The sequence below is a fragment of the Paenirhizobium daejeonense genome, assembly GCF_014280875.1.
Taxonomy (GTDB): domain Bacteria; phylum Pseudomonadota; class Alphaproteobacteria; order Rhizobiales; family Rhizobiaceae; genus Allorhizobium; species Allorhizobium daejeonense.
Genome location: NZ_JACLAL010000005.1, coordinates 410,197 through 427,844 on the forward strand (window position 1 = coordinate 410,197; position 17,648 = coordinate 427,844).

Annotated in this window: 24 protein-coding genes; all 24 read right to left on the minus strand. The window is 57.5% G+C overall.

Annotated features, from left to right (window positions below; genetic code table 11):
• Positions 1–53: 53 nt before the first annotated feature.
• Positions 54–362, minus strand: a complete 309-nt coding sequence (locus H4I99_RS14575; RefSeq protein WP_163905657.1) for a hypothetical protein — start codon at positions 360–362, stop codon at positions 54–56.
• Positions 359–556, minus strand: coding sequence for an anaerobic dehydrogenase (locus H4I99_RS14580; protein ID WP_163905660.1), 198 nt, complete (start codon positions 554–556; stop codon positions 359–361). The genes H4I99_RS14575 and H4I99_RS14580 overlap by 4 nt, the downstream gene beginning before the upstream one ends.
• A gap of 22 nt (positions 557–578) precedes the next feature.
• Positions 579–950 carry a hypothetical protein gene (locus tag H4I99_RS14585; protein ID WP_163905661.1) on the minus strand — a complete coding sequence of 124 codons (372 nt, stop codon included), beginning with the start codon at positions 948–950 and terminating at the stop codon, positions 579–581.
• A 1-nt stretch (position 951) separates the two neighbouring features.
• Entirely contained in the window at positions 952–1,572 is a 621-nt protein-coding gene (locus H4I99_RS14590; RefSeq protein ID WP_163905663.1) for a lysozyme, read from the minus strand.
• Positions 1,559–1,768: a DUF7940 domain-containing protein gene (locus H4I99_RS14595; protein WP_163905665.1), complete on the minus strand. Its 210-nt coding sequence runs from the start codon at positions 1,766–1,768 to the stop codon at positions 1,559–1,561. Before H4I99_RS14595 ends, H4I99_RS14590 begins: the two co-directional genes overlap by 14 nt.
• A gap of 115 nt (positions 1,769–1,883) precedes the next feature.
• Positions 1,884–2,837, minus strand: a complete 954-nt coding sequence (locus H4I99_RS14600) for a hypothetical protein (RefSeq protein ID WP_163905667.1) — start codon at positions 2,835–2,837, stop codon at positions 1,884–1,886.
• A 3-nt stretch (positions 2,838–2,840) separates the two neighbouring features.
• Positions 2,841–4,355 (minus strand): MBOAT family O-acyltransferase, encoded by a 1,515-nt coding sequence (locus H4I99_RS14605; RefSeq protein WP_163905669.1) that lies wholly within the window; start codon positions 4,353–4,355, stop codon positions 2,841–2,843.
• Between the two features lie 142 nt (positions 4,356–4,497).
• On the minus strand, positions 4,498–5,892 hold the full coding sequence (locus H4I99_RS14610) for a hypothetical protein (RefSeq protein WP_163905671.1): 1,395 nt from the start codon (positions 5,890–5,892) through the stop codon (positions 4,498–4,500).
• A gap of 4 nt (positions 5,893–5,896) precedes the next feature.
• Positions 5,897–7,453 (minus strand): hypothetical protein, encoded by a 1,557-nt coding sequence (locus tag H4I99_RS14615; protein ID WP_163905673.1) that lies wholly within the window; start codon positions 7,451–7,453, stop codon positions 5,897–5,899.
• A gap of 28 nt (positions 7,454–7,481) precedes the next feature.
• Positions 7,482–9,614: a phage tail protein gene (locus tag H4I99_RS14620; protein ID WP_163905675.1), complete on the minus strand. Its 2,133-nt coding sequence runs from the start codon at positions 9,612–9,614 to the stop codon at positions 7,482–7,484.
• A gap of 17 nt (positions 9,615–9,631) precedes the next feature.
• Entirely contained in the window at positions 9,632–10,045 is a 414-nt protein-coding gene (locus H4I99_RS14625; protein WP_163905677.1) for a DUF6950 family protein, read from the minus strand.
• A complete protein-coding gene (locus H4I99_RS14630) occupies positions 10,042–10,623 on the minus strand; it encodes a transcriptional regulator (protein ID WP_163905679.1) in 582 nt (193 codons plus the stop codon). Before H4I99_RS14630 ends, H4I99_RS14625 begins: the two co-directional genes overlap by 4 nt.
• Positions 10,624–10,632: 9 nt before the next feature.
• Positions 10,633–10,785, minus strand: coding sequence for a hypothetical protein (locus H4I99_RS14635; protein WP_163905680.1), 153 nt, complete (start codon positions 10,783–10,785; stop codon positions 10,633–10,635).
• Between the two features lie 55 nt (positions 10,786–10,840).
• A complete protein-coding gene (locus H4I99_RS14640; RefSeq protein ID WP_246225599.1) occupies positions 10,841–11,446 on the minus strand; it encodes a hypothetical protein in 606 nt (201 codons plus the stop codon).
• A gap of 133 nt (positions 11,447–11,579) precedes the next feature.
• Positions 11,580–13,964 carry a phage tail length tape measure family protein gene (locus tag H4I99_RS14645; protein WP_163905684.1) on the minus strand — a complete coding sequence of 795 codons (2,385 nt, stop codon included), beginning with the start codon at positions 13,962–13,964 and terminating at the stop codon, positions 11,580–11,582.
• The gene (locus H4I99_RS14650) at positions 13,965–14,153 is read right to left on the minus strand and encodes a hypothetical protein (protein ID WP_163898893.1); all 189 of its coding nucleotides are present in this window, start codon (positions 14,151–14,153) and stop codon (positions 13,965–13,967) included.
• Between the two features lie 17 nt (positions 14,154–14,170).
• A complete protein-coding gene (locus H4I99_RS14655; protein ID WP_163905685.1) occupies positions 14,171–14,521 on the minus strand; it encodes a gene transfer agent family protein in 351 nt (116 codons plus the stop codon).
• On the minus strand, positions 14,521–14,970 hold the full coding sequence (locus H4I99_RS14660; RefSeq protein ID WP_163905687.1) for a phage tail tube protein: 450 nt from the start codon (positions 14,968–14,970) through the stop codon (positions 14,521–14,523). The genes H4I99_RS14655 and H4I99_RS14660 overlap by 1 nt, the downstream gene beginning before the upstream one ends.
• 255 nt (positions 14,971–15,225) lie before the next feature.
• Complete coding sequence (locus tag H4I99_RS14665; RefSeq protein ID WP_163905689.1) at positions 15,226–15,642, minus strand: DUF3168 domain-containing protein; 417 nt, start codon at positions 15,640–15,642, stop codon at positions 15,226–15,228.
• The gene (locus tag H4I99_RS14670) at positions 15,642–16,133 is read right to left on the minus strand and encodes an HK97-gp10 family putative phage morphogenesis protein (RefSeq protein ID WP_163905691.1); all 492 of its coding nucleotides are present in this window, start codon (positions 16,131–16,133) and stop codon (positions 15,642–15,644) included. The genes H4I99_RS14665 and H4I99_RS14670 overlap by 1 nt, the downstream gene beginning before the upstream one ends.
• 11 nt (positions 16,134–16,144) lie before the next feature.
• Positions 16,145–16,480 carry a phage head closure protein gene (locus H4I99_RS14675; RefSeq protein WP_163905693.1) on the minus strand — a complete coding sequence of 112 codons (336 nt, stop codon included), beginning with the start codon at positions 16,478–16,480 and terminating at the stop codon, positions 16,145–16,147.
• The gene (locus H4I99_RS14680; protein WP_163905694.1) at positions 16,480–16,905 is read right to left on the minus strand and encodes a hypothetical protein; all 426 of its coding nucleotides are present in this window, start codon (positions 16,903–16,905) and stop codon (positions 16,480–16,482) included. Before H4I99_RS14680 ends, H4I99_RS14675 begins: the two co-directional genes overlap by 1 nt.
• 18 nt (positions 16,906–16,923) lie before the next feature.
• Complete coding sequence (locus H4I99_RS14685) at positions 16,924–17,478, minus strand: head-tail connector protein (RefSeq protein WP_206110879.1); 555 nt, start codon at positions 17,476–17,478, stop codon at positions 16,924–16,926.
• Positions 17,429–17,638, minus strand: coding sequence for a hypothetical protein (locus H4I99_RS14690; protein ID WP_163905695.1), 210 nt, complete (start codon positions 17,636–17,638; stop codon positions 17,429–17,431). Before H4I99_RS14690 ends, H4I99_RS14685 begins: the two co-directional genes overlap by 50 nt.
• Positions 17,639–17,648 lie beyond the last annotated feature (10 nt).

The window sequence follows — 17,648 nt, forward strand, 5'->3', positions numbered from 1 at the left end:
CCTGAATGTGTGGTGGTCGGCCCTACGGCCATTATTCGGCCCTACGGCCGTGACTACTGCGCGCGAGTGGTGCGGCGCGGCTGGGCTTCGTAGAGACGGTCAAGGCGACCGTTCAGGCCGTCTAGTCGGCTCCCTACCCCTTCAATTGCCTTCATGATCTGGCCAGTCTGTTCCTGCATGCCGGCCTTGGTCACGTAGGTCTCGGCAATGTGCAGCTTGTGGGCCGCCAGATCAGCGCCTACCTTTTCGGTATCGCGGCGCGCGGTCGTCAGCTTGCCGTCGAGATACTTCCAGAGACCGAACAGCGTGCCGAATACCGACATGCCGAAAACGACGGCGGCCATGATTTCCGGGCCGGTCACTTGCCGGCCTCCAAGGCTGCGTCACGGTAAGCGTAGAAATCGCGCAGTGCCAGATGTCGGCGGTAGCAGGCGAGCAGCGCCGCCCTGTCCGTGATCCATAGGTCTTCGACCTGTGCCTGTGTCAGAGCGCCCTGCCCCAGTGCAGCCGGTCGCAGGCACGCTTTCTGAAGAGCGCTATCCGGCTTAGACAGCACCGGCGGCTTCACCGGTGCGACATTAACGGATCTGGTTGATACGCTGCACGCTGCCAGCGCCAAGCACAGGCCGGTCAGCATCAGGATCTTGCCGAGCTTCACTGGCCAGCTTCCTTCTGAGTTCGTCGTTGGAGGCTTGTTCGGCCTCAAGCTGGGCGATGGCTTCGGCCTCTCGCTTCTTGGCAGCGTTGTTTGCGATAGTCTGGCGCCGCAGTTCGTCTGCATCAGCCTGTGCCGTGGCGCGCTGTATCTCGGCGATCTCTGCTTGGTATTTGGCAGCCGCCGTGCCGTATCCGGCGTTGAATGCCTTGCCGAGAGCAACAGCCACCAGCAGTCCAAGCACCACCACCGAGGCTGCACGCCACGTCCATTTGTTGGTCAAGAGTGCCAGCATTTCAGATCCCAGATACGCAGAGTTCCGCCTCGCCGAGGCGTTGGGCGTCACCCATCTCGCGTCGCCGGACAAGGCCGTTGACGACCTTACCGCCCGCCTTGTTCCACGCTGTTTGGGCTTCGCAGGCCTCACGATACCGGCCGGTTGCCACGTACTTCATGGCGGTCGAGCGAAGCTGTCCGACTGTTCCGAAGTTGTAGGCACCGGACGTCATCGAGGCCTGCACGCTGTCCGGAGCCTTGAGGAACCCCGCGCCCTTGTCGACCAAAGGCAGGTAGTAGTCGTTGATGACTGTCTCGCGCAGCATGTCCTCGCATTCAGCCATGGTCTTGCGCATGCCCATCTTAACGCCCTTGGTCTCGCCGAAGCAGATCGTGGGAACGCCCACGATGTCACGGTAGGCAGTCAGATGGACGCCTTCCCAAGGCTTGATGAGCTTGTCGATCGCAAGCTGCACCGCGGGCGGCGTGTAGCCTCTCGAGATGGCGACGCGGATCTCGGCAGGAGTATCTGGTGCGGACCCGCCTGACAGAACTGTCCAGCCGCTGGCAACTGCGGCAATGATCGCGGCGGCCACGGCCGCCTTGCCGCGCTTCGTCGCGGTAATCTTATTGATCGGCATCTATGCCTCCCTGAGAGATGATGCGCGCCACCGGTGCTGCGATAAGCACTGCGACAGGCAGCCACCACGGAAGGTGGTCAGCGGCGTAGGGGATCGCGCTCGATGCGATCTCCAAGGCGGTTGCGATGTAGACACACCACATGGAGGCGGCGCGCAGCAGCACGCCGCGCCAGTTCTCGACCAGCGTCAGTTTCATGATTGTGTCCTGTTGGTTGTGAAGGTACGTCGTTCGTGAACGATAATCTTTAGAAGCAACCGCGCAAAGACGGCTACTAGGTCAAGCCGCAGGGCCGCAGGTTGGATTCAGGTTGTCATTCTGCCGTGCGCTGGGGATGGCATTCAATAACCTGACACATATCATCAGACAGTCTTTTCGACACGGCCGCCTGACCAACGCTGTCGGCATGATATAGTGTGTCAAGCATATCCGCCTCTGGAAGAAGGTAATCAACCTGCTTGCCGATCGTTCTAAAACCAATGGCGTTAAAAATATTCTGATATCGAGCGAAATACTTTGAATATATGTCTGATTTGTATTCGGCGCGTTCCAAAGTTGCCGGCCATGCTTGCAATAGCTGAATGTTATTCGCTTTTGCCCAGTTCGTAAACTCTACTAGATATCGCGGCGGGCTATCCGGTAGGGTCAGACTGATTGGATTTTGCGCTCTAACTGCGTCCACCATAGCCGGGAGTTTGTTTTCCGGACGGTTCGCGCTCTCGTCGCCATAATCTGTAACAGTGTCGGGTCTGTATAGCACCGAGGAGCGAGGGAGTGCGGCCGCTGCTAATTGCCTCACAAGCTGCATTGGCGAATAACCAAACAGTAGTGTCGGCACATCTTTAAGATCTACAGACAAAATGTAACGCGTATCTGTCGTTGCGACGAATGACGCCAGCACGGATGACGGCTTAGTGGCAGCCAGCAGATGATGCTCCAAAATCAAAACTACGGTATCGCCGTTTCGCAGTGAGGCTTTAGCCCGCTTCAAAAGATATTCGCCACCCAGTCCGGCATGAGTTCCCAAATTGACGACAGACAATCCGGTTAATTCGGATACAGTCTCTGCAGAAAACGAAAAATGCGTCGAGGATCCACCAACCAGCACAACTTTTGGAAACCTCGAATGAGCCCGCGCTACTTCTTCCTTCTTTTTGTATAGGCCATCAATCCAAATGGACTCGTTCGGCCGAGGAAGGACATGAAGCAGCCCAAACCACGCCACCATGAGAAATGCAAAAGCCCCAATGAATTCCAATTTTCTCATGTTCTAAAACTGGAAATAGAGGAACTCGGACGGCGCCGATCCGAAAATACCGAACGCCGAGATCCAAGCCAAAAAGGCGACACATGCAGCTAGTGTTGTTCGTGAATATCTACCACTCGTAGCGGGGCGAAATTCTGGAAACACCTTTCCATCCATTCGAAACAACTGCGCAGAATTCGGTGCCATCCAGATAATTAGATAGGCCAGACACAGGTAGGACCAGAAACCCATAAAGTCGATATACTTCATCCCTTGGTTCCATTTAATGGGCCAATCTCTTCCGATTATGTATGATAATTCGCCCGGCAGAGCAAATATATCCGGTGCGAACATCCCGCTTAATACGTTAATGGCTGTCGCAAAAGAGTTTGATCGAAAGAATACCCATGCAACAACCACAAGAAAAAACGTAATTGCGCCGTAAATCGGCGTTAGAAGAACATCAAACCGCTTAACCAACATTGGCTTCCATTGGCGCCATGCATGGTTTATGACCAGAAATCCCCCATGAAGACCTCCCCAGACCACGTACGTCCAAGAAGCTCCATGCCACAATCCACCTAACAGCATAACGATCAGCAGGTTCACTTGCCGGCGTATAGGCCCGTTTCGACTTCCGCCCAAGGGAATGTACAAATAGTCCCGGAGAAAACTGGAAAGGGTTATATGCCAGCGGCGCCAAAATTCGATAATCGATGTCGCCTTGTACGGCGAGAAGAAGTTGAGAGGTAGCGCTATTCCAAACATGAGTCCAATGCCAATAGCCATGTCGGAGTACCCAGAAAAATCAAAGTATAGTTGAGCCGTGTAACCCAATGCAGCGGCCCACGCCTCGAAAAACTCTAGGTGCCCCACCTCCGCCTTGGTGAACAAAGGTGATACGTAACCAGCTATTGGATCAGCAACGGCCACCTTCTTGGCCAGTCCAACTGCAAACACTGGTATTCCGGTGGCAATTGTATCAGAAGTGATCCTAAACCTATTTTCGAATTGAGAAATGATATTTCGGTAGTGCAGCAAGGGACCCGCAATCAAATGCGGAAAGAAAAGAACAGAGATAATGTAATCCCTTATGGGTGCCTGCCCCATTTCCTTCCTGGCAGTGTCGACTAAAAATGCAATTTGCTGAAAAGTGTAGAACGAGATTGCCAGCGGCAGAACTATCTGTAGATGCTCCACATTCCATCCGATAATATTCGCCACATTATCAATTAGAAAATTCACATACTTAAAATATGACAGCGCGGCTAGATTCGCGACAACCCCGAGAAAGAGCCAACGTTTACTCGACTGCTCATTACTGGCAGTGGAGATTTTCGATGCGACTAGATAATTTACGACAATTGACACAGCGATAATGCCGACGGAACGCAACTCCCACCAGCCGTAGAAAAAAATGGATGCGGCAGTGAGAGACGCAATGCCTAATCCTCTTCCTCCCAGTCGGATAGCCAGCCATGTAACTAGGAGCGTTAAGGGTAGAAACGCAAATAGGAATTCTTTCGAGGTGAATAGCATGCCGATCATCCAAACAGGCGCTCGAACTAGCACGCTGCCAATCTGGTGTCGATAGAAACCCAATCAGGATACAACCTTTCCTGACGCGTGCGGGCGCCGCGCTGCTCGCACGCTCTGTCAGATCGATTACGGGTGGCGTTCTTTAAATCAGGTTATTTGCCACGACCTTATTGGTGCCACCGCCGTCAGAAATAGTTCCGGTCGTATTGCCCCGGAAATTGCATCCGGTGATGACGTAGTAGTCAGCACCGGATGCAATGACAATCCCGTAGCTGGCGCCGGACGGTGTCGAAAGATCGCCACGATAACCGCTGTTGACGCCTGTTATTGTCCATTGCGAGCAGGTTCCGCCCATGATGATGCCGGCTGCCCCGCCGCCATCATAGCCAACATTCCGGAACTGGGTGCCAGTTAACGTTAGCCCCTGGGTACGATTGGCGACGAGACCGTTGCTCTTCAGGTTCATGACTTTGCCGCCTGTGATTTCCACATGACGAACTACCGTGCCGGCCGTTGGATCGAATCGATATCCTTCCGTGCAGGTTGTACCCCCTGTGAGATAGCAGTCCGCGAACTGGAAATACCCGAATGTGGCAGATGTCGCGCCACCAACATTGACCATGCGGCCATTGCCACCCTGGTCAAACCAGCAGTTGGAAAACGTCAGTCCACTGAGCTGCGAACTTCCCGTCTTCGGGATGATAGAGGCGTTTGCTGTCTCGCCGTTTCCGAAATGACAATGATCGAACCAGACACCATCAGCGCTCGAAATGTACATCGCATACTGCGAATATCCGTCATCAGTCGTGAATGACCGGAAATTGCAGTTGGTAACCCACCCGTGATTGTTCGGGTTATACGATCCTGCGACTGTCTGCGTATCGAGGTACAGGTTGACGAATGCGCCACCAACCGCGTACGGCGAGCCCTGTACGCCGTTAACGTTGTCGATATGGAAATCGTGCACCGATTTGCAGTGCAGGTTGATGAACCCGTTGACCAGCCTGACATCGCGGATCATCGAGAAATTGGCAACATCGAACAGAACCAGACCGCCCGCAGTCATGGCGACCGTGGAGGTGATCATCATGCTGCTCAGGCCGGTATAGAAAATGTTACTCGGCGTATCGAACCCATAATGGAATGCATAGCCGATCGTGGCGGATCGAGTGACGCGCGTCGACAGATATCCCTGCCCCTTGATTGAAACATAATGGCTCGCCACGCGGATGGTATTTTGCCCCAGATAAAGCGTGCCGCGCGGAAGAACGACGGTCCCTCCAAAGCTGACAGCCCCCCCAAATGTGTTTTGGGCGGCGACATTCACGGCGGACTGAATGGCGGCCCACGCCAGCTCGTCGGTGAGGGAGGTCGCGAACGGATAGATGACCTGCGCATCCGCGAGCGTGGAAAATATGCTCGATAGAGGATGCGAGGCGCCGTCGTTGATTGTCCTCCCGAGGGCATATTGCATGACGTCGATTTCACTCGCGAAATCGAGATCCAGCATCGGGGTGGCGATTTTGGTGAGCATCATGGGATCAGCCCTTTATTTCTTCGACGACGAGACGCGTGGCAGCAACGCCGCCGAAAAGCCGATTTGTCGGATTGCCGTTCATGCGCACTATGTGTGCCGAGTTGGCGGGGCCTACGCGCAGAGAGATGGTCTGGGCCGTCGTCACGCCCGGCACATATTCGACCTCGCCACAGACGTGCTGGTAGTAATTGGCGGCGGGACACGCCCAGGCGCTGGCATGGATAGCGGCGGCGGTCCCCTTGAAAATAGCAATGCCGACACCGGAAATCTGACTGACGGACATAAACCCGCTGTAGCGAATCCGCAGCTTGTTGGTTGTCGACTTCGGCGTGATGGTCACGGAAATGAGCTCCACGCCCTCGGTTATCTGAGGCACGCTGTCGTCGACAGGAATGACAGCCGATGCCCCGGTAATGTCGGCATTTGCTGTGTACGAGCCGACGACGCTATCGACCACGGAGCCTGCCGGCAGAAACAGATCGCGCAGCTGCGCCGCTGTCAGCTCCTGAGCATCTCCGGCTCCGGAATTGTCGCGCCCCAGCAGACGCAGCGCGGCGCTGATGTCCTGTAGCTTGGCGTAGGTGACGGCCCCATCTAAAAGCTTGCTGGTTGTGACAGCGTTATTGGCTATCTTGGGCTCGGTGACGGACCCATCGGATGGAGTGCCCACATCGACGGCATTACTGGTCCTGACAATACCGGAAACGCCGTTCGGAACAGCGATCCGGATAAATGCATCCCCGCCGTCGTAGACCAGCAGCCATGGCGGCGTGTCTCCTCCAGGAGCCTGATCGACACCCCCGACACTGACAAACATATTGTTTTCGGAGCCGGGATCGATCGACAGAGGATAGTCTTCCTGCTCCCCTGTCCCTATAAACCGGGCCGCAACGACCCAGTTATTGCGTGCGAAGTCCGCGTAGTCGGATGCCGCCTCTGCTGCTGCCTCTGCCGCCGCCTGCGCGGCCTCCGCGGCAGCCTGAATTGATGCGCTGGCCTGGTCGGAGATCATCCGGAATGAACTTCCGGCATCGATATATGCGATCATCATGCCGGCCATGATGCCGGCAGGGGCAATCTGATTTCCGGATGCAGTCAATAGCGGCTTCGCTGCACTGCCATTTTCGGAAATAGTCACGTTTCCCGCGTTCGTCTCGAACACGTTGGCGATCCGCAGAACGGATTGCGAGGTAGGAATGGCAGAGGTGAGCTGGATGGCGTTTGCCGTGCCGGCGCCTGCATCGCTCATTTGTACAAACGAATACGGCAGGTCACCGGCCCGGACCCAGAGATCAACGGACGGATTCAGACGGTATATGCCATTATTGGCAACTGTCGGATCGCCGATAACCCACGCCATGCGAGGCTCGCTGTAGGCGGCGTCGGCATCCATGGCGGCCTTGGTTTCGTAGATCAGGCCGCCATTACTCACGAATGCGGTAACGACGCGCTCGACTTCTGTTCCCCATACCTGCGTCTCCGCCATATTCGCCCCGCGGGGCGTTCCGTCGGATGTAGTAGGCGCAAATATGTCCTGCGCGGTCCGTGTGAACAGCGTCATGGTAGCTCCGGTTTTTTCAATGTTGTGTTTAGCTGGACGGCGCGACGTTCTGGCTGAGCGTCCTGTAGGGCCCGCCGGTTCCGTTGCTGGTCAGGGTTTGCAGACGCCATTCCACGTCGCCACCTCCGGTCCCGACGCTGCGGCTATCGGTGAACGTAAGATGCTGACCTGGGCGGGCATTTTGCTGCGATACCAGCGACCAGGGGGTCCACCCGATGCCACCGGTTGTCGGGCCGCGCGACTCCAGTGTTACATAGGCAGCCCTGAGTTCGCCGGCGCTGACGGTTACGTTGAGCTGGGCTGATGATCCGAGTGTCGACGTTCCGCCGGATACCAGTGTTGGTGCGGCGCATGCGGTATTGTCGACGCCGACGACTGTATGCAGGATTGGCGAGTAGTAGCTGCCGTCGTCGCCATTGAACACGCGAACGCGCGCATCGATTGTCAGTCCGCCATAGCTGCCGGGCAGATAGGCGAACGTTGCAGCGTCCGCGGACGGCCCCTCGAACATGCCCTGCCAGCTATTGGGGAGATCTCCAGTATATGACCGGAATGTCGCCTCCGCCGTGTCGTATTCCTGCGCAGGCAGCGTGAACCCGATGCGCAGTTCCGTGCCGGCGCCACCCGGAAACGTGACCTGTATCGCGGATGCCGGAGCATTTGGGGAAATCATGTCGGTTTCATACCCGAGATCCGGGATTGGCTCGGGAGCGGATGCCTCATCCAGTGATGGATTCCATACCGGCAGCAATGGCCAGACCGTAAATGGTATCTCGACCGTTCCCTGCTCGTCATCGACTCGCGGCGCCTCCATTCTGACAGGGAGAATGTCGCCGAGATCAGGCAGCGTAATTTCGCCATAGAGCAGCCCCCATGCCGATAGCCCCACCATATTGGTGTTTATGATGCCGGTGTCTCCTCGAGCCTGGGCAAATCGACGCCGCGCAATGCGTTGCGCCTGTGAGGCGGACGGGCAGAACGGCAGGTCGATATCGAGATATTTAGGGCCGTAGCGGCTGACCTCGTCCTCGACGCTCGCCCAGGCAATGCCGTCGAGATTGATTTCCGCAGACTCGTAATTGCGCTCCGGCGAATAATAGGTGACACGGCAGATGTTCGGGCGCTCAACCGCCTCTGGTCCGCTGCGCCAGGTCAGTTCGACTCCGTCGTCCGGCGTAAACTCGACCTCCGGCACATGCGTGTCGTCAATCAGCTGAAACCATATTTTCCCTGCGTTCGTGATACGCAGCTCCGCCCCTATCGAATCCAGCAATTGCTGCATGACATCAGAGCGCGCCGTCTCCCATCCCCAGATACCCCAGGCGCGGGCCCGTTTCTCGGTTCCAGTTTTCGTGGCGACGAGGACATCGGCCTTATTCGCCTCGCTGGCGATCAGGGACCAATCGAACATGCCGAACGCAAATGCCGGATCGCGACGCAGCACATGGGCGCAGGCCAGGATACCGTTGTCGCTCCATGCCGTCAGGCCGGTCCGCGGATCATAGAGACGCGACGCACGAATGACCTGTTCCGTCGACGGGATGCCGCCCTGATAGAGCGTGAAATATTTATCCTCTGAAAGGCCTGGATTGTACCAGATCGTCAATGACTGGGCGATGCCGCGCACGCGATGCGCGCTGGTCCACAGATCGGGAAACAAAGAAAGCAGGCTGGACCACGCCGTTTCGCCACCCGTTCCCGGCTTGTCCTTCCAGTTGCACCATGACCCGCCGTTTTTCGACCAAGGCGGCGAACTGACATCGCCGTTTGGGTCGACCGTCACCTCTCGGCCGCCGATGTAATATTCCTCGACCGCATCGATCGGGCCGTTCAACCGGCATACCAGTCGTGCGCGCGTCGATCCATCTGAATTGCCGAACGCCTGCAATCCACCGACGCGAACGCGTCCGATCCCATCCATCACCTGCGCCTCGGAGGACTCGAAAGTTGATTTCGCATCCGAGGCCTTGATCGACGGAGCGCGCGCCCGTCCGAGAGCCAGTGATCCGCCGATGGCGAGAGCGGGAATTGCCACCAGAGAAATAGCATTTGCGATCGCGCCCGGAATACCGATGGTGTAAAGCGCCGAGAAAATGGCGAAACTGATCGGTTCGGCATGCGCCGGCATCGTCGCTGCGGCATAGGCCGCAGACGACAGCATCAGCATCCTGAAAAATTTCACGAGACAGCCCAAACCCTGATGATAGTGCGCGGACGAGGCCGCAAGAGGCGCGCGCCACTTGGCTCGGCTCGCCATGCGAACAGGCCATGATTCAGAAAGATTCCACCGACCTGACCGGCAATATGCGTGTCGATGATGCCGATATCGCCTGGCTGTGGATCGTCGTAACGTTCCGCTAAACCGTAGGTGTCAAGTGCGTCAGACCAAAGAGCATCGAGACTGCCGGCCTTGGCTATATAAGCAATCGCCTCTTCACGAGATGACCATGTCGGCAGATGCATCTTACGGCCAATGACATCTTCAACCCATCGCCGTGCCCATGCCGTGCAATCGCTCTCGCCCCAGACCATGGGTTCGTCGCGCGCTGCCTCGGCATAGGCCAAGGCGCGCGCTGCTAAATCAGCACTCATGCCTTGATCAGCTCCTGAACCTTCACGCCCACGAAATCGAGCCCCTTATCGCCGGGATAGCGACGCCTCTGATCGGCAGGGTTCCACTTGCCGCCAAACGAGTAATTCTGGCTTTGCCACGGCCCCTCGATCGAGAACGCGATGGTTCGGACGCCAGTGCCGGCCCATCGAATGACCGGGGATGACAACTTGCCGGGCCAGAGTTTCTTCAGACCGCCAGACCATGGCTCGGCGGTTTCCTGATCGAATGCGCACCAATAGATATTGGCCGCCCTGCCCTCGATTTCGCGAGCGATATCCTTGATGTAGCGCAGCAGGTCGATATTGACGCCGGAGATCACGATATCAACCTTGGCGGCCACGCCGAAGCGCGGCTCCTCCACCGCCCCGACCGAAACAAGCTGGCTGCCGCCAGGGTCCGTAATCCCGCGCCACTCATACCCGGCGACAGTCACCCTCCCCGCCCCGCTATGCAGACGACTAATGCCGGATGGAAGGTCCAGTTCGGCGAACCAGACACGCGAGATATGCGGCCGGCGCAGAAATGCGCGGTCGTCGTCCGAAAACTGGTTTGCCATGATATCCCGTTAGCTGTTTGCAGCCTGCCAGACGCGGATCTCTGCTCGATGCAACTGCACCAGCTCCTGAACGGCACCCTGTATTGCGGCCTTTTCTTCGGCGCCGATATCGTCGTCCGCACGATCCTGAAATGGGAATAGTGCTGCATTCATTTCGCGCATGTGCACGTCCGCGAGCTCGCGCCGTCGCATGGCGGCAATGTCTTCTAACGATCTCTCAACCATCGAAATAGTCCCTCGCATCGTAATCAAAGACCTCGAACAGCGAGATACTCAGTCCCTCGACAAATGCCGGGCCGCGATCCGCATCCGGCAGGTTGTTCGAAAGCAGTCGCATCGCCATGACGGGATAGAGTGTGGCTAGATCGTCAGTAGTAATAGACTTCCGAAGAGGTGGCCAAATCCGGTACTTGCCTTCCGCCAGTACTTCAGTGACCTCATAATGACCGAAGTGGAACGGCGCGAACCCTACCCAGTCACCCATCCCGAGAGCGTGGCCCCAGAACTCCGGAGCAAGTTCGATTATGGTTGCGCCCCGTTCCGCGGCAGCAGCAACCGGAACGGATGGCTTGCTGAGCCGCCAGTTCCGTCCCTCACCCCAAGGCATGCTGTTCGACCACGGCACGCCGTCACGTCGCTGTTCCTCCGAGGCCGTGACGCCGGCATCAGCAATCGAGAGTCCGTCCCAGTCACAGAATGAAACGCGAACGGCATTCGCGCCATTGTGCAATGCCGTCACGAGACCGCGAGCGCGTCGAGCCAGCTGCCCCCGCATCGGTGGAAACGACAACTGGACGTGACGCGCCCCGAAAGGCGACGCCACGGTCTGTGTATAATCTCCGATTGACGTGCTGGCACTGGCGCCAACGGCCTCCGGACCAGACAGCCATTTCCACCGGTTCCAGCGGAGCCCGCTGGGCCAGGAAAGTAGTCGTGCCATATCTCACCATATGCGGCTATGGCCGCGTTTTCCTGACATGCTGGCGCTGGTTGTAACCAGATACCCGCTTGCTTTCCGTGCGGTCACGTTCCGCCAGTCCGCGCTCAAGTCGCGCCACCGCCGCCTGATCGGCCCCACGGGCGTCGATGTTGTAGGTCGGAGAAAATGTAGAACTCTGTCCTGATGAGCGCTTCGGAACGCTAGGCTCGTGGAACTTCACTGGAATGCTACGCCCATCAGGCAGAGGAACGGCAGCTTCCGGACCTGCCTCACCGAAAATAGCGGCAGAGTTCGATACTCCACCACGAGCGAAGGTCTTGAGTGGCTGCGGACGGTTGTTTGCTACGATTCCACCCTTGGCCAAGCCAAAGATGGAAAACAGGCCGCCGAGAATTCCGCCGCCACCAGCTCCACCAATGCCGAAGATGGAATTCAGGCTGATGTCGATTAGTTTATCGAGGACCTTATTCAGTGCGTTCGTCAAAGCGTCTGCTGCCGAAGCGCCATTGCGCAAATCGGAGATGAAGCCCGATACGAGATCCTTGCTCATCCCCTTGAACTCTTCTACCGACTGCCGAACCCTGTCCTGAGACGCCTTCAGCATTTCTCCTGCGGACGATGCCTTCGCGTAGTTCTCTGCAAGCGTCTCGATGGATGCGGCAAGTTCTGGCGTGACAGTCAGTCCGGCCTTTTGTGCCTCGGCCAGCAACTGCTGCTGGATTTTGGCCTTTTCGATCGCATAGCCGTAATCGTTGACCACAGGATTGAGGCGCGACTGGGCCTCATACTGGGCGTTGAGGACGTCAATCCTCTTCTGTACGTCTGCGACATCTCCGGCAAAGATCTGCGATGGCGACTTCTTCGACGAGAGGCCAGCATCAGCCATTGAGTAACCAGTGCCGGACAGATACGCTTCAGCCTCTTGCTTTCGGCGCTTGGGGTTCGATGTCAGGCCTGCAATAGCTTGTGCAACGATTTCAGGCCCGCCGCCACTCTGGATCGCCTTCACAATCTCCTCTGGCAAAGACCCGTAATTATAGGCGATTGACGTCAGCGCTGCCTGCTGTGCGTCAGACAGGCTCCTCCACGTATCGACACCGATGGCGCGCTGAATGCCGGACTGGAACTCGACAATACGTCGCGCCAGATCGCGTTCTGCATCGTCGAGTGTAACAACCGTGTCCTTCGTCACCTTTTCGATAGTGCCGTTAGCCCTCGTCGTCGTGTCACTGCCAAAGCCCGTTCGAAACGCATTCACGTCCCATTTCGCCGTCGAGATGAAACTCTCGAAGCCGCGGATCATCTGGGCGGCAGCGGAAGCTCCGGCCTGCTGGTACACCGCAGAATTCGCATTGAACGTCTGCTGCTGATCCGGATTAAGGAACTGCCCTCCGCCGGCAACCAGCGGCGTTAGCGTGCCAATCGGACTCCTTTTGAAGAAGTCCTGAATGGCTGCTTCAAAGCGCGCGCCGTCCGCCGCCTCGATAGCCCTGTCGAGTTCGTCCGCCACCTTGCCGATGGATGCGGCCATGGCCTCGGCTGCAGGAATGCCGGTTGCCTTAAAAATGGCCGCAAGATTGGCCTGCACCTCGCGCAACTGGCTTGTGCTGGCCTTTCCTGCCTCCACCTTCTCGTAGAGGCCGTTGAAGCTGTCCTGCAACTTGAGAATATCTTCGTCTTCAGTGCCGGCCTGTCGAAGGTCGACAACGAGCGCGCCAATCTCAGCACGTACATCGCCAATAACCTTGCGGATCGGCTCGTACTGCCCCTGTGCAACGGCCTCTGCCGCGTTCGTCAGGTCGGCCTGGTCTTTCAGACGGTTACGCTCATCGTTGTATTTCTTGAGCGTCGGAAGGGCTTCTCCCCACTTTTGGGCCACCCGGTCGATAAGTTCGGCCTCTTCCTTCAGAACCTTCTCAGACTTCTCTCCGCCCGAAAGCAGCTCGGAGAAATACTGTACGGCATAGCCGGTGAGGCCGATGATCGCGAAGGAAGCAATAGAAACGGGATTAGCCAGCGATGCGAAGGCGCCGCCCAAGGTTTTGACAACTCCGCTAAGTCCGCCGCCGGTGGAGCTGAGTGCCTGCGCAACCTGACTACCCTGCTGCATCATGACCGTGAATGGCGAGGCGCCGCCGGAAAGCGATGTCGCGATATCGTTCAGCTGAAATGACAGGTTGGAAATGGCTGCGCGCTGGGCACCCACTGAAGCTACAGACTTCTTGCTGGCCGCATCGAAGCTCTTGCCAACGTTGTCATTCGCCTTCTGAAATCGGCCTTCAATGCTTTCTGCAGTCTGGCCGGCACGCTTAGCAATGGCGGCCAGTTGTTTCTCGCTCTGCTTCTGCGTGAACTCGATGGAAACAAGCAGTCGCGCAAGGTCTTCAGTCGTTGCAGCCATTTAGAAACCCTCGATACCAAGCTCTGCCAGTGATCCGTCATCCATCGGCGGCGGAGTTTCTTCAGTCTGATGCGCCTGCCTGAAGCCGTCGGCGCAGCAGGCAAATTCCCACAACGTCATGTCGTCGACATCGCGTGGCGAGAAGCCCATGGCGCAACCGGCTGCATAATAGGTAGACCAGCGCGTCATGCCGTTCGGGAGCGGAGTTAGCCCTCGCTGGCCTTCCCCGCCGCCAGCTCCCCCGGCTGGTCTGGCGTCTCCCACATGATGAAGCGCCGGAGAATATCTGCCGCTGGAACCGCGAGGGCGTATGGGCTGGAAACTTCCAGTGCAGCCTCTAACGTTTTCTGAGCGTCACGCTCCGCCATTCCGCCGCCGATCAGCCCCAGGCGAATGACCCCGATGACGTCATCGATCTTGAATTGGGACGACAGCAGACGCATCAGAACAACGGCAACGCCAGCATCACTGCGCTGCTCTATAGCGCGCAACTCACCGATGCCGAGGCGGAAAGGGTGCTCCCCTCCCGCCCATACGATCTGCTCGGCGCCACGCATTAAGCAACCTTCGGAGTGCGGGTCGGAATGCCGTCGAATTCGATCGAGAGTTCAGCAGTCACCTTCGTACCGCGTTCGGCCTGATTATTGATCGAGACGAGGTAGGCATTGCCCGTTTCGTACTCGGTATCGCCGACGGCGGCCTTCACGTGATGAATGCGAATGCTCTTGGTCGCTCCCGATTCCCACCAATCAAGCAGGATTTCGTGGCTCTGGGACGCCCATACGCCAGAGGCGGAAATCGTTGCCTCAGACGACTGAACCGCGCGCTCTACAGCGGCAGGCCTGGACTCGTCGTCGCAATCCGGAACCTCAGACGTTGACATGTTGTGCTGGCGGTTGATGCCTCGGGATGTAAGGCCACAGATGCGGGAGTAGACACCCGAACCGGTAGTTACCTCAACCTCAAGGACCATCTGATGAAAGCTTGCGGTATCCGCGCGTGCCATACTGGTCTCCAAACGAAAAGAGCCCGCGCGTGCGAGCTCTACGTGGTGGTGTGGTGGTGTTTGGTGTGGGCTACGCGCCCTGCTTTTTCTTTCGGCGCCCTGGTGACGGCGCACGGACGGCCCGGCCTGTCGAGACCGCGTAGTCTATGAAGTCATGAGGAAACTGCTGCGGCTCTGGCTTGGGAAGAGCGCGAAAGCCGAACCTGCACTTCGGCCTGCTCCAATTCACCTCTTGGTGAAACACGGCCCACGCCATTACTCGGCTTCCTCAATGTCGGCCGTAACGTTGACCACTCCATGAGTGATGAGAGGATCCGAGTCGGGAAAGACACGCCTGAAATCAACTCGCAATTCAACGAGTGCATTTTCGCCGAGCTCAAGTTCCTGCAAATGCAGCGCGCGGCAGACAAGGTCCACAATTCGCTTCGCCTCGACCTGGCCGACTGCGACACTCCAGACATCGACCTGAAACGAGTGCAGCCCCGACGAGATGCAGTCGGCACCGTTTTCCAGCACATCAGATGAGCCGAAACTGAGGTATGCTGTTTTCCCCTTGAACGGATCGGCCGGTACTCTGTCGTAAACGCCGCCGATAAGCGCCGAGATGTCTGAATTTGTGCGCAATGTGTCATAGAGCAGCTTTTGCAGCTCAGCCTGCGGACCATTAGCCATTAGTCAGCCTCGCTGGCCGCTGGCGGCCCCTGAAACTTGATTGCCTTGCGTGTCTCGCGTTTGATCCGAGATTGTACTCGCTTGCGTAGCGCTCGATACGAAGGGAAGAAAAACGGTTGAGCCCTACTGCCTGGGTGCCCGTGAGCATCGCCCTTGAAACTCTTGTTGCCGCCGCCCTTGGCTACGTTATGCGGTGCGGTTCCGAATTCAAGCCAAGCCGCGTAGTAGGCTTTCTCGTTGCCAGCATAGACGGTGATCCTGAGCCCGCGGCTGTCTGGATCTGACTGCGCAATAACCTTGGCACCGGCTGGAGCATTACCCCATGTCCATCCAATACTGTCGCGGAGATCGCCGCTATCCACCGGCACGAGGCGCCGCATCATGTCGACCAGCTCCTGAGCGCCAGTCTCCATGGCCTTCTTTGCTGCGTTCTCAATGCGCTTCGGAATTGCTGCGACTTTTTTGTTGAGTTCCGCAACGCCCTGAACCAATCGTCACCGCCCTACGGCACGACGCCGCGTTCGCAGAGGAAATCAATCCACTTGCCGTCTGTTGACGCCGTCACGTCCTTGACGGCAAACTCCGCGCCGGCGCGAGCATCTGTGATCCGCCAATCTGCGGTCACACGCCTTGTTCTCGAAGAGGATCGCACACGGATTATTTGCGGGTGGCGGTTTTCAAGGCGAGCCGCAATGACCGATTCCCCGCCGCGTAAGTGGGTGTACTCAGCGGCATCCTGAAACTGCTCGACCCAACCAGCCACGGTGTTACCGTAGCCGTCATCCTGCTCGTTACGAACTGCGAAGGAGACGCGCTCTTTCAGCGATCCAGCGGGCATTAAGCGCTCGCAACGCCGCTATACTGGATGTCGACATTAAGAACGGACGTCGATGTGGCAAGACCAACCAGAGTAAAGTAGTCACCACCGGTAATGTCTGTGACGGGGCACAGCTTTCCCGGGGTGTCGCTGAGGTAGTAGGCGGTGCCAGCCGTGAGCACTGCGCCGACCGTGACCGGCCCGCCCGTTAGCACAACGATAGGCTGATTCAATGCAGCGGAGTTTAGCGCGATACCTATGTTTGCTGTCTGGCCACGCGCTTCTGCTGCTGCGGCATCGCTATCGCCGAGAAGCCACTTTCCTGTGGTTGCGGTATCCAGATAAACGACGTCACCGGCGTCAATGTCTACGCCTGCCGTTCCGGTCTTGGTGTTCGCGCCGGATCCCGCGACCACATTGGCCGCAGTGATTGTAATATCTGCCATGGGTGGTCCTTTCGCAGCCTATGCGCCGCGTCTATAGTTGCAAAGCAGCGCATCGAGCGCCGTCCAAGCTGGCAATGCGGTGTTCTCGCGGCTCTCGTAGGCCTCGGCTATCCACAACAGCATCGCGTGCCGGATTGCCGGGGGAAGAGATTCATAGCCAACAGTTGCGGTCAGCTTGATACGGGAGCCGTGACGCGCAATCGGCCACTGCTTGCCGTAAGCCGGCAAGATTGAAGCTTCGAGGCCATCTAGGCGTGGCTCAAAGTCTACGACGTCAACCGTAGCGTCCGTCCCATCAGTGGAAACATACTCGATCGATACGATCGATTGTACGGGCGCGACCGGCAATCGCCTGAAATCACAGAACGTATCGCATTTCACTTCGATCGTCTGAGTTGCCATGGGCGTATTGCAATATCGTTCGACATAGTCCCGTGCCGCTACAATGAGGGCAGCGAAGAGCCCGTCATCATCGTCGTGCAAGACCACGCAATGACGCTTCGCATCGGCGACTGAAATAGGCTCACTCGGAGCCTGTGTCACCTTCGGCGGATACCACATTTGGTTTACCATTCTTGCGAGCCGGTGTAGTCACTGGAGCATTCTCTTCGGCCTTAAAGGCGAATCCGGCTTCGATAAGTCGTTCCGCCTCAGCGTCGTCGAACTCGTGTTCATCGCCAGGCGCCAAGTTGAGTTCCGGACCAGAAAGTCCGGCAGTCATTTTCAAAAGCATGTCGCCTCCA

Bases quoted from the DNA above. Each gene is read 5' to 3' on its own strand.
- H4I99_RS14585 (WP_163905661.1), bottom strand. From the start codon at position 950: ATGCTGGCACTCTTGACCAACAAATGGACGTGGCGTGCAGCCTCGGTG.
- H4I99_RS14590 (WP_163905663.1), bottom strand. From the start codon at position 1,572: ATGCCGATCAATAAGATTACCGCGACGAAGCGCGGCAAGGCGGCCGTG.
- H4I99_RS14595 (WP_163905665.1), bottom strand. From the start codon at position 1,768: ATGAAACTGACGCTGGTCGAGAACTGGCGCGGCGTGCTGCTGCGCGCC.
- H4I99_RS14600 (WP_163905667.1), bottom strand. From the start codon at position 2,837: ATGAGAAAATTGGAATTCATTGGGGCTTTTGCATTTCTCATGGTGGCG.
- H4I99_RS14605 (WP_163905669.1), bottom strand. From the start codon at position 4,355: ATGCTATTCACCTCGAAAGAATTCCTATTTGCGTTTCTACCCTTAACG.
- H4I99_RS14610 (WP_163905671.1), bottom strand. From the start codon at position 5,892: ATGATGCTCACCAAAATCGCCACCCCGATGCTGGATCTCGATTTCGCG.
- H4I99_RS14615 (WP_163905673.1), bottom strand. From the start codon at position 7,453: ATGACGCTGTTCACACGGACCGCGCAGGACATATTTGCGCCTACTACA.
- H4I99_RS14620 (WP_163905675.1), bottom strand. From the start codon at position 9,614: ATGCTGTCGTCTGCGGCCTATGCCGCAGCGACGATGCCGGCGCATGCC.
- H4I99_RS14625 (WP_163905677.1), bottom strand. From the start codon at position 10,045: ATGAGTGCTGATTTAGCAGCGCGCGCCTTGGCCTATGCCGAGGCAGCG.
- H4I99_RS14630 (WP_163905679.1), bottom strand. From the start codon at position 10,623: ATGGCAAACCAGTTTTCGGACGACGACCGCGCATTTCTGCGCCGGCCG.
- H4I99_RS14635 (WP_163905680.1), bottom strand. From the start codon at position 10,785: ATGCGCGAAATGAATGCAGCACTATTCCCATTTCAGGATCGTGCGGAC.
- H4I99_RS14645 (WP_163905684.1), bottom strand. From the start codon at position 13,964: ATGGCTGCAACGACTGAAGACCTTGCGCGACTGCTTGTTTCCATCGAG.
- H4I99_RS14650 (WP_163898893.1), bottom strand. From the start codon at position 14,153: ATGACGCGCTGGTCTACCTATTATGCAGCCGGTTGCGCCATGGGCTTC.
- H4I99_RS14655 (WP_163905685.1), bottom strand. From the start codon at position 14,521: ATGCGTGGCGCCGAGCAGATCGTATGGGCGGGAGGGGAGCACCCTTTC.
- H4I99_RS14660 (WP_163905687.1), bottom strand. From the start codon at position 14,970: ATGGCACGCGCGGATACCGCAAGCTTTCATCAGATGGTCCTTGAGGTT.
- H4I99_RS14665 (WP_163905689.1), bottom strand. From the start codon at position 15,642: ATGGCTAATGGTCCGCAGGCTGAGCTGCAAAAGCTGCTCTATGACACA.
- H4I99_RS14675 (WP_163905693.1), bottom strand. From the start codon at position 16,480: ATGCCCGCTGGATCGCTGAAAGAGCGCGTCTCCTTCGCAGTTCGTAAC.
- H4I99_RS14680 (WP_163905694.1), bottom strand. From the start codon at position 16,905: ATGGCAGATATTACAATCACTGCGGCCAATGTGGTCGCGGGATCCGGC.
- H4I99_RS14685 (WP_206110879.1), bottom strand. From the start codon at position 17,478: ATGGTAAACCAAATGTGGTATCCGCCGAAGGTGACACAGGCTCCGAGT.
- H4I99_RS14690 (WP_163905695.1), bottom strand. From the start codon at position 17,638: ATGCTTTTGAAAATGACTGCCGGACTTTCTGGTCCGGAACTCAACTTG.